The organism is uncultured Methylobacterium sp. (genome assembly GCF_964251405.1).
Lineage (GTDB): Bacteria > Pseudomonadota > Alphaproteobacteria > Rhizobiales > Beijerinckiaceae > Methylobacterium.
Window position 1 is genome coordinate 26,049 of the sequence record NZ_CAXUJR010000027.1, and the last position, 9,277, is coordinate 35,325.

A 9,277-nucleotide genomic window follows, 5' to 3' on the forward strand; every position below is an offset into this window, starting at 1 on the left:
CTCGCCCTCTTTGCTCGCCTTGGCATTCGCCTTCTTGGCGGTGGTGCTGCCTTTGCCCTTCTTCTCGGTCATGATGCATCTCCGGTTCCCGGGGCCGAAATGATCGGCGGATGCATCCGTTCCATCTTCGACCCGCGGCTCTCGGACCTGGATGCGATTTCCTCTCGATGTTGGACGATCAGCCGTAAATTTGCTGCGGGGGGACGCTATGCCGTGCCCTGTATATGCACCAAACATCAAGGCCGGCTCGGGGATGCTCGAGCGGTACAAGATCCTGAAAACCAGGCCTCACCACAGCGCATGTCCGAGCTTGTCTTGCCGCCGGCCCACGATTTCCTCTCGGGCGATGGTCAAATGGGTGCGCGCATGCGTGCCCATGACTGGTCGGCATCGGCTCTCGGCTGCCCCGAGACTTGGCCGCGATCCCTCCGATCGGCCGTGAGCCTGATGCTCGGCTCCAAGTTCCCGATGTTCGTCGCGTGGGGACCGGAGCTCGGCTTCCTGTACAACGATGCCTATGCCGACATCCTCGGCAGCAAGCACCCCGCCGCGCTGGGAAAGCGGTTCAGCGAGATCTGGGCCGAGATCTGGGCGGACCTCTTACCGCTCGTCGGCAAGGCCATGGGAGGCGAGGCGACCTGGGCCGAGAACCTGCCCCTGACGATGAACAGGCACGGCTACGACGAGCTGACCTACTTCACCTTCTCCTACTCGCCCATCCGCGACGACATCTACGCGGTGGCCGGCATGTGCTGCATCTGCACCGAGACGACCGCCAAGGTGCAGGCGGAGAAGGCGCTGCGCGAGAGCGAGGCGCGGGCCTCCGGCGTGCTGGAAGGCATGACCGAGGGCTTCCTCCTTCTCGACCGCGAGTTTCGCACCCTTCGGCTGAACGCGGAGGGGCTGCGGCTGGAGGGACGCCCTGCGAGCGAGATCATCGGCCGCTCGCATTGGGACGCCTATCCGGGGGCCGAACATTCCCCCATCGGCGAACTCTACAAGCGCGCCATGCGCGAACGGGTCCCCCTCACGCTTGAGCATCGCTACGTCTGGCCGGACGGACATGCCGCTTGGCTCGAAGTGCGAGCCTACCCGTCTCCCGACGGCCTGGCGGTGTTCTACCGCGACGTCACGGAACGCAGGGAACGCCAGGAGGCGCTGAGCGAGGCAGAGGCGCGCCTGAGAGGTCTCGCCGACAACCTGCCGGGCGGCATGGTCTACCAGATCGCGATGCCGCGCGACGGGTCCAGCCGGCGGTTCCTCTACGTGTCGCAGGGCTTCCAGCGGATGACGGGATTGCCGGTGGACTCCGTCCTGAACGACCCGCGAGCGGCCTACGACCTGATCCTGCCAGAGTACCGCGAAGCCCTGGCCGCGGCCGAACAGGCGGCGATCCGGGACCTGACCCCGTTCGATTTCGAGGCGCCCTTCCGGCGGGCCGACGGCGAGGTTCGCTGGAGCCGGATCATCTCCGCCCCGCGCGTGCTGTCCGACGGCTCGCTGGCCTGGGACGGCATCCAGCTCGACGACACGACCCGCAAGCGGGTCGAGGAACGGCTGCAGGAGAGCGAGGCCAAATTTCAGGCCATCGCGGATTCCATCGACCAGATGGTGTGGTCGACGCTCCCGGACGGCAACCACGACTACTACAATCAGCGCTGGTACGATTACACCGGGGTCCCTGCAGGCTCGACGGACGGCGTGAACTGGAACGGGATGTTCCACCCGGACGACCAGGAGCGGGCCTTGGCCGGTTGGCGGCATTGCCTCGCCACCGGCGAGCCGTACCGCATCGAGTATCGGCTGCGGCATCGGTCCGGCCAGTACCGCTGGGTGCTCGGCCGGGCGCAGGCCGTGCGCGACGAGGCGGGCAACATCTCCCGCTGGTTCGGCACCTGCACGGACATCCAGGAACTCGTCGAGGCCCGCGAGGTCCTGGCGCGCGGCCGCGAGGATCTCGAACGCCTCGTGGCGGAGCGCACGGCCGACCGCGACCGCATGTGGCGCCTCTCCACCGACATCATGCTGGTCGCTCGCTTCGATGGCACCATCGAGGCGGTTAACCCGGCATGGACGGCATTGCTGGGCTGGACGGAGGCGGAGCTCCTCGGACGTTCGTTCCTGGAATTCGTTCACTCGGATGACCTCGCAGCCACCGTGGCCGAGGCCGGCCGGCTGGCGGATGGCTTAACGACCCTGCGGTTCGAGAACCGCTATCGTTGCAAGGACGGCAGCGATTGCTGGATCTCGTGGATCGCGGTGCCGGGCGAGGGCCTGATCCATGCCGTCGGTCGCGACGTCACGGCCGAGAAGGAAGCCGCGCAGGCCCTCGCGCAGACGGAGGAAGCCTTGCGGCAGGCGCAGAAGATGGAGGCGGTCGGGCAGCTCACGGGGGGAATCGCGCACGACTTCAACAACCTGCTGACCGGCATCGTCGGGTCCCTCGACCTCATGCAGTCCCGCATCGCCCAGGGGCGGCTCGACGCCATCGGCAAGTACGCCACCGCCGCGATGTCGTCGGCCAACCGCGCCGCGGCGCTGACCCATCGCCTGCTCGCCTTGGCCCGTCGCCAGCCCCTCGACCCGAAGCCGGTCGACGCCAACGCCCTCGTGACATCGCTGGAGGACCTCCTGCGCCGGACCATCGGCGAGGCGATCAGCCTGGAGATCGTGACCTCGGGGGGCCTCTGGCCGACGCTGTGCGACCCGCATCAGCTCGAGAGCGCCATCCTGAACCTCGCCATCAACGCGCGTGACGCGATGCCTGACGGCGGCAAGCTCCACATCGAGACCTGCAACACGCACCTCGACCGCGCCTATGCCAAGCTGCATCCAGACGTCGAGCCGGGCCAGTACATCTGCATCTGCGTCACGGACACCGGCACGGGCATGCCGGCCGACGTGATCACGCGGGCCTTCGATCCGTTCTTCACCACCAAGCCGATGGGTCAGGGGACCGGTCTCGGCCTGTCGATGATCTACGGCTTCACGCGTCAGTCCGAGGGGCACGCGAAGATCTACTCGGAGGTCGGTCAGGGGACGACCGTCAAGATCTACCTGCCGCGCCACCGCGGCGTGCTCACCGTGGACGATGCGGAGAGCCCGGGCCTGACCGAAGCGCACCGGGCCGAGGACGGGGAGACCGTACTCGTCGTCGAGGACGAGCCCGTGGTGCGCGATCTGATCGTGGAGGTTCTGGCCGACATCGGTTACCGGGCCCTGGAGGCACAGGACGGGCCGACCGGCCTCAAGATCCTGCAGTCGCGCGAACGCATCGACCTGCTCGTCACTGATGTGGGCCTGCCCGGGCTGAACGGGCGGCAGCTTGCCGATCAGGCCCGGGAGGGCCGCCCCGGCCTGAAGGTGCTCTTCATCACCGGCTACGCCGAGAACGCGATGTTCGGCAACGGGCAGCTCGATGTCGGGATGCAGATGATCACCAAGCCGTTTCCGGTCGAAACGCTGGCATCACGGATCCGGGAGATGATCGAGGGCTGATCTCGGTGCCGTCGCATCGGAGCGGCCGGCCGGGACACGCCGAGAGGCCATCGGGCGGCCGATGGGGAGCGGACCCGCGACGGGCCTGTGCCCGGTCGGTCCCAGCCGTCGCCGGCTTGTCGCGCTTGCCCTCGCCTGCCATGCTCACAGCATGGCCCAGTCCCCACCACCGCGTTATTCGTTCGCCGAATTGATCGAGGAGTTGCGCGAAGCCGCGGAGGAGATCGCCCCAGAGCTCAACGGCATCAGAGCCGAAGAGACGCTGGAGGGCGAGTCGGCCCAGATGATCGAAGAGATGGCCGACGCACTCAAGCGGATCGCGAACGGTGCGCCACGGCCTCAGGAGCTGGCCCGGGCGGCCTTGGAAGGCAAAGCTCCGCTCAAGCCGATCGGCAGCCCGAAGAACACCGTCGTGAAGCTGCAGAAGCCCCGCCGTTAAGGGACCCGCGACGCGAGCGTCTACCCGACGAAGAGCCTTTGGCCCCGATGAGCGTGAGGGCACGTCGACGGAGAGGCGAACAGGAGTCCGGCGGTGCTCGACGAGAGCCGACTCAGCCTCTCGCCGGCCGTGCATCCAAAATCGCCGCTCGCACGAAAGGGCGTTTCATGAGAGGGCCGGTATTGCCTCGGTTGACGAAATCGTCGGCGCCGGGATGTCTGCGCACGGCCTTGCCGAGATCGAGCCGGTAGCCCTCCTTGAAGACGAAGGGCGGCGCCATCGCATTCGCCAGGAAGGCCTCGACGGCGGCATTCACCTCGTCGTCGGAAATGATGTTCAGGTCGCACAGGGCGGCCGTCGTCAGCTTCTCGGTCATCGGACACGGTTAGAGCAGGTCGCACGATCTCTGCAACAGGACCGGAGGCCGCGCGCCGGCCCGCCAGCCGTGCAGGGCTGCATCGGCCGCGCCCCGATCCGGAACGGATCTGCGCCATTACCGTTTCTGGGTTCCTATGGCCACCGCATGGAGAGCGCCGTTGATCCGCATGGGTGCGCCAACGCTCGAGCACCTCGCCCGTCTGGGATATGGCGCCCGCGGCGCCGTGTACTGCCTCGTCGGCGGTTTGGCGGTTCTGGCCGCCATCGGTTCAGGGGGGCAGACAGGCGGCAGCACGGATGCGCTGACCTCGCTTCTGACCCAGCCGTTCGGGCGGATATGGCTTGCGGCGATCGCCACAGGCTTGCTGTCGTTCGCGCTTTGGCGGCTGGTGGAATCCGCCACGGATGCCGACCGGCATGGCACGTCGGCAAAGGGGCTTGCCGTCAGGGCGGCTCATGCCATCAGCGGCGTGATCAATGCGGGACTAGCGGTCTCCGCCTTCAACCTGGCGCTCGGTCGACGCGGGTCGAGCGGTGGTGATCAATCGGCGCAGGATTGGACCGCCTGGCTGCTCAGCCAACCCTTCGGCCAATGGCTCACGGGGCTGATCGGTCTGATCCTCGTCTGTGTCGGGCTCGGCTTCCTGAAGAAGGGATGGTCCGGTGGCGTCGTCAAACATCTCGTCCTTCCCTCACATGCTCAGCGCTGGGCCGTCTCGGTCGGTCGCCTCGGGTTTGCCGCACGCGGGGTCGTCTTCGCGCTCATCGGGGGATTTCTCGTCCTCGCAGCCGTTCAGAGCCGCTCCTCGCAGGTCAAGGGACTCGGCGAAGCTCTGGCCTTCATCCGCACGCAGCCGTTCGGATGGGTGCTGCTCGCCGTCACCGCCGCGGGCCTGTTCGCCTTCGGCGTCTTCAGCTTCGTGCAAGCCCGCTATCGGCACATCGACGCCCCCGACCTGGCGGATGGCAAGGCTGCGTTGAAGAATGCCGCGGCCTCCCTCCCCAAGGTCTGATCGGCGTTTCGGCACCCTTTCGAACGGAGCGCTGACGGCGAGATCGCAAGTGTCGGGTTGATAGGATAACTCCCGCAAAGCTGGCGACGCCCCTGTGCGCAAACGGCAGCCTTCGTCGGTCGGTAAGGCCGTCATTGGGTTGCCGACGCCCCTCAGACGCATGCGTCAGAACGCAGAATCGGTGTGCAGAATTTGTCGACGATGCAGCCCACGCTTGATCTCGGACGGACGTGCTGGCGCATCGCCCGCGCCGATCGCCTCGCCCTCATCGTCGATGCCGCGGATTACTTCGCGACGTTGCGAACGGCGATGATCGAGGCCCGCAGGTCCATCCTGCTCATCGGTTGGGATTTCGACACCCGGGTCCAGCTGACCATGGAGGAAGCCGGTGACTGGCCCACCATGCTGGGGCCGTTCATCGATGCCCTCGTCGATCGCCGGCCCGAGCTGGATATCCATGTCCTCAAGTGGGACCTCGGTCTCCTTCAGACGCTGGGTCGCGGGGCGACACCGCTCTTCGTCCTCGATTGGATGACGAACGAGCGCATCCACATGCAGCTCGATCGCGTCCACCCGGTCGGCGCCTGCCACCACCAGAAGATCGTAGTCATCGACGACGCCATCGCGTTCTGCGGAGGCATCGACATCACGGTCGGGCGCTGGGACACGCGTGACCATCTGAACAAGGACAAACGGCGCGCCAGCCCCTGGGGATTCGCGCAACCGCCGTGGCACGATGCGACGATCGCCGTCGATGGGCAGGCCGCCCGTGCCCTCGGCGACCTCGCACGCCTGCGCTGGAAGCAGGCGACGGGCGAGGACCTTGCGCCGGTGCCCCCCGGGCCCGAGGCCCCCTGGCCCGCGGGGCTTTCGACGACGTTCACGCATGTCGACGTGGGTATCGCCCGCTCCCAGCCAGCGTTCGCGGAAGAGGACGAAGCCCGGGAGATCGAGGCGTTCCTGCTCGCCGCGATCGGGCAGGCCAGACATCTCATCTACATCGAGAGCCAGTATTTCGCATGTCACAAAGTCTGTGATGCCCTTGCGATGCGTCTTCGAGAGAAGAACGGGCCTGAAATCATCATCATCAACCCCATGAGCGCCGAAGGTTGGCTCGAGGAACAGGTCATGGGGGCGGCTCGGAACGTGATCCTGGAACAGCTCGAGCAGGTCGACCACGCGGACCGTTTCAGGATCTATTATCCCGTCACCGCGAAGGGGACTCCCATCTACGTTCACGCCAAGATCCTGATCATCGACGACCGGGTTCTCAAGGTCGGCTCGTCGAACCTCAACAACCGCTCGATGGGCCTCGATACCGAATGCGACCTCGTGGTCGAAGCCGTCGAAGGCAGCGAGAACGAGGCGGCGGTCCGGCGAGGCATCCGCCAGATCCGTCACGAACTTCTGGCCGAGCATCTCGGCACGACGTCCGACGAGATCGCGGCCGCGGAAGAGCGGGAGTGCGGGTCCCAGTTGCGCAGCGTGGAAAGACTGAGACGCGGGACGGGACGCAGCCTCGTGCCGCTCACGCCCGAGCCGGTCACGGAGGTGGAAAGGGCGTTCGCCGAGAACCAGGCGCTCGACCCGGACCGACCCGAGCCGATCAGCCGCCACGTCGGCACGTTGGTCTCGACCGCCGTGGAGGCCGTACGAGCCGGGGTTTTCGGCAGGAGCGGGACCTGAGCCGAGCCTGGGCTCCGCGGACTCGGCAAGCAGCCCGTCCCGCTATCGCGGATGATTCGTCTTGGTGTCGCCGCTTGCGGCTTCGGACCGCCAGGTCACGAGCCTGTAGATATAGGTCAGGACGATCAGCCCGACGACGATCTTTGAGACCGGATCGAGATACATCGAGACCTGCTCGTAGCGGTCCTGAAGCCAATATCCGGCCCCCGCCAGCAAGGTGGTCCAGACCAGGGTTCCGATGGTGGAATAGACGAGAAACGGGATCATGGGCATGGCCGCCAGACCCGCGGGCACGGAGATCAAGGTCCGGATGGCGGGGACCAGACGGCCGACGAGCACGCCGATGCGTCCATGCCGGTCGAACCAGGTTCGCGCCCGATCGACGTCCGCCGGCGACACGGTGAGCCAGCGTCCATGGCGGCCGGCCAGCTTCCGGAGACGATCGGCGCCGTACCGTCGTCCGAGCCAGTACCACGGGAGGGCGCCGAGAACCGACCCGAGCGTTCCTGCCGCGATGACGCCGGGCAGGCTCATATCGCCCCGTGCGGCGACGAACCCCGCGAGCGGCATGATGAGTTCCGAGGGAATGGGCGGAAAGAGGTTCTCGGCGAGCATGAGAAGCGCGACGCCGAGATAGCTGGAGCGGGCCAGGACATCTACGATCCAGTCGAACATAGGTTCTGTTCAAGCCTTGCCGGGCAAAACACGTGAGCCGCGTGCACGCCGAGATGCCGCACCACGTTCATTAGGGCCGGCTTGCCAGTCGATCGCGAAAGCCCTCGTGTCAAGCACGATGCCTCCGGCGGGTCGCCCGGCACGCTGCCATCCTGTTCGAGCCCGGAGGTTTCCAGCACGATTGCCGTCATCGAGACGGCACGGGCCCGCGCCCGGTCCGCACGGCCCACGGACCGATACTCGTCGCCGAGGGGTCCGGAACGCACGCATGGCCCGGCGTGACCATCCTTCGCTCCCTGCATGTCGGAGGGTCTGATATATCAACACCAGGCCCGCCGAATCAAAAGGGCCATCATCGGTGCGGTCACAGCACCGGCAGGGAGACGAACGTCATGCGCCGGAATGCCTACTCATATGCGTGCTCGATCACGACGGGGCTCAGCCTGATCTGCCTTGCCGGATCGGCCTGGGCGAAGCCCGTCCCCGCCCAGAAGCCCGGCGAGCCGCCAGTCGTCACGAACAACGTCGATCGGCCAGAGACCACCGACGAATCCGTGCTCTCCCTGAAATCGATGACGATGCCGATCACGGCAACGCCGCTGGACAAGCTCCCCCTCGACAAGCTGCGCCTCCCCGACGGGTTCAAGCTCGAGGTCTATGCCTCTGGCCTCGCGAACGGCCGCTCCATGCAGATGGGCGACAAGGGCACGGTCTTCGTCGGCACCCGCATCGCCGGCCGCGTCTATGCCGTGACGGATGTCGGCGGCAAGCGCGAGGTCAAGATCGTCGCCAAGGGCCTGCATCGCCCCAACGGCGTCGCGTTCAAGGATGGGACGCTCTACGTCGCCGAGGTCGCGAAGATCTCGAAGTACCCCAACATCGAGGCCAATCTCGATCAGCCCCCGGCTCCGGTGCTCGTCTATGACGATCTCCCCAAGGACGAGGCCCATGGCTGGAAGTTCATCAAGGTCGGTCCCGACAACAAGCTCTACGTGCCCATCGGCGCGCCGGGCAACAACCTCATTCCGCCGGACACGCACGCGCAGATCCGCCGGATGGACCTCGACGGCACCAACGTCGAGATCATCGCGCGCGGCGTGCGCAACACGGTCGGCTTCGACTGGAACCCGAAGTCGCAGCAGCTCACCTTCACCGATAATGGCCGCGACTGGCTCTCGGAAGAGCTCCCCAACGACGAGCTCAACGTACTCACCACCGCCGGAAAGGAGCATTTCGGCTACCCGTTCTGCCACCAGGGCAACCTTCCCGACGTCGAGTACGGCTGGGGCAAGTCCTGCTCGGACTACACCGCCCCGATCGGATTGCTCGGCGCGCACACGGCGGCTCTGGGCATGAGGTTCTATACCGGCACGGCGTTCCCGGCCGAGTACCAGAACGGCATCTTCATCGCGCAGCACGGCGCCTGGAACAAGACCAAGAAGTCCGGTGCCCAAGTCGTGTTCGCCAAGCTCGACGAGGCCGGGAAGATGATCTCCTACGAGCCGTTCCTCACGGGGTTCCTGGAGAACAACGAGTTCGTCGGACGTCCCGTCGACGTTCAGGTCACGCCCGACGGTGCGCTCCTCGT

The 9,277-nt window shown here is 66.4% G+C and carries 7 protein-coding genes and 1 pseudogene; 5 read left to right on the plus strand and 3 right to left on the minus strand.

Annotated features, from left to right (window positions below; translation table 11 throughout):
* A pseudogene (locus ACFE7U_RS07450) lies at positions 1-270 on the minus strand (hypothetical protein); the annotation flags it as partial.
* Positions 271-300: 30 nt separating this feature from the next.
* Between ACFE7U_RS07450 and ACFE7U_RS07455 the strand changes: the two are divergent.
* On the plus strand, positions 301-3,498 hold the full coding sequence (locus ACFE7U_RS07455; protein ID WP_375409095.1) for a PAS domain S-box protein: 3,198 nt from the start codon (positions 301-303) through the stop codon (positions 3,496-3,498).
* A 151-nt stretch (positions 3,499-3,649) separates the two neighbouring features.
* Positions 3,650-3,937 carry a hypothetical protein gene (locus ACFE7U_RS07460; protein WP_375409096.1) on the plus strand — a complete coding sequence of 96 codons (288 nt, stop codon included), beginning with the start codon at positions 3,650-3,652 and terminating at the stop codon, positions 3,935-3,937.
* Between the two features lie 112 nt (positions 3,938-4,049).
* On the opposite strand, the gene ACFE7U_RS07465 is transcribed toward ACFE7U_RS07460, so the two are convergent.
* Complete coding sequence (locus ACFE7U_RS07465; RefSeq protein ID WP_375409097.1) at positions 4,050-4,313, minus strand: hypothetical protein; 264 nt, start codon at positions 4,311-4,313, stop codon at positions 4,050-4,052.
* Between the two features lie 169 nt (positions 4,314-4,482).
* Here ACFE7U_RS07465 and ACFE7U_RS07470 point away from each other — a divergent pair, with 169 nt between their 5' ends.
* Together ACFE7U_RS07470 and ACFE7U_RS07475 are read left to right on the plus strand one after the other, a co-directional pair.
* Positions 4,483-5,328 carry a DUF1206 domain-containing protein gene (locus tag ACFE7U_RS07470; RefSeq protein WP_375409098.1) on the plus strand — a complete coding sequence of 282 codons (846 nt, stop codon included), beginning with the start codon at positions 4,483-4,485 and terminating at the stop codon, positions 5,326-5,328.
* A 201-nt stretch (positions 5,329-5,529) separates the two neighbouring features.
* The gene (locus ACFE7U_RS07475) at positions 5,530-7,014 is read left to right on the plus strand and encodes a phospholipase D-like domain-containing protein (RefSeq protein ID WP_375409099.1); all 1,485 of its coding nucleotides are present in this window, start codon (positions 5,530-5,532) and stop codon (positions 7,012-7,014) included.
* Between the two features lie 42 nt (positions 7,015-7,056).
* Here ACFE7U_RS07475 and ACFE7U_RS07480 read toward each other — a convergent pair whose 3' ends face one another.
* On the minus strand, positions 7,057-7,689 hold the full coding sequence (locus ACFE7U_RS07480; protein WP_375409100.1) for a DedA family protein: 633 nt from the start codon (positions 7,687-7,689) through the stop codon (positions 7,057-7,059).
* A gap of 392 nt (positions 7,690-8,081) precedes the next feature.
* On the opposite strand from ACFE7U_RS07480, the gene ACFE7U_RS07485 reads away from it, so the two are divergent.
* Positions 8,082-9,277 (plus strand): PQQ-dependent sugar dehydrogenase (locus ACFE7U_RS07485; protein ID WP_375409101.1); only part of this gene is annotated, 1,196 nt, incomplete at its 3' end.

What these genes read in the sequence shown, in the direction of transcription:
- ACFE7U_RS07465 (WP_375409097.1), bottom strand. Translation starts at nt 4,313, where the DNA reads ATGACCGAGAAGCTGACGACGGCCGCCCTGTGCGACCTGAACATCATT.
- ACFE7U_RS07470 (WP_375409098.1), top strand. Translation starts at nt 4,483, where the DNA reads ATGGGTGCGCCAACGCTCGAGCACCTCGCCCGTCTGGGATATGGCGCC.
- ACFE7U_RS07460 (WP_375409096.1), top strand. Translation starts at nt 3,650, where the DNA reads ATGGCCCAGTCCCCACCACCGCGTTATTCGTTCGCCGAATTGATCGAG.
- ACFE7U_RS07455 (WP_375409095.1), top strand. Translation starts at nt 301, where the DNA reads ATGTCCGAGCTTGTCTTGCCGCCGGCCCACGATTTCCTCTCGGGCGAT.
- ACFE7U_RS07480 (WP_375409100.1), bottom strand. Translation starts at nt 7,689, where the DNA reads ATGTTCGACTGGATCGTAGATGTCCTGGCCCGCTCCAGCTATCTCGGC.
- ACFE7U_RS07475 (WP_375409099.1), top strand. Translation starts at nt 5,530, where the DNA reads ATGCAGCCCACGCTTGATCTCGGACGGACGTGCTGGCGCATCGCCCGC.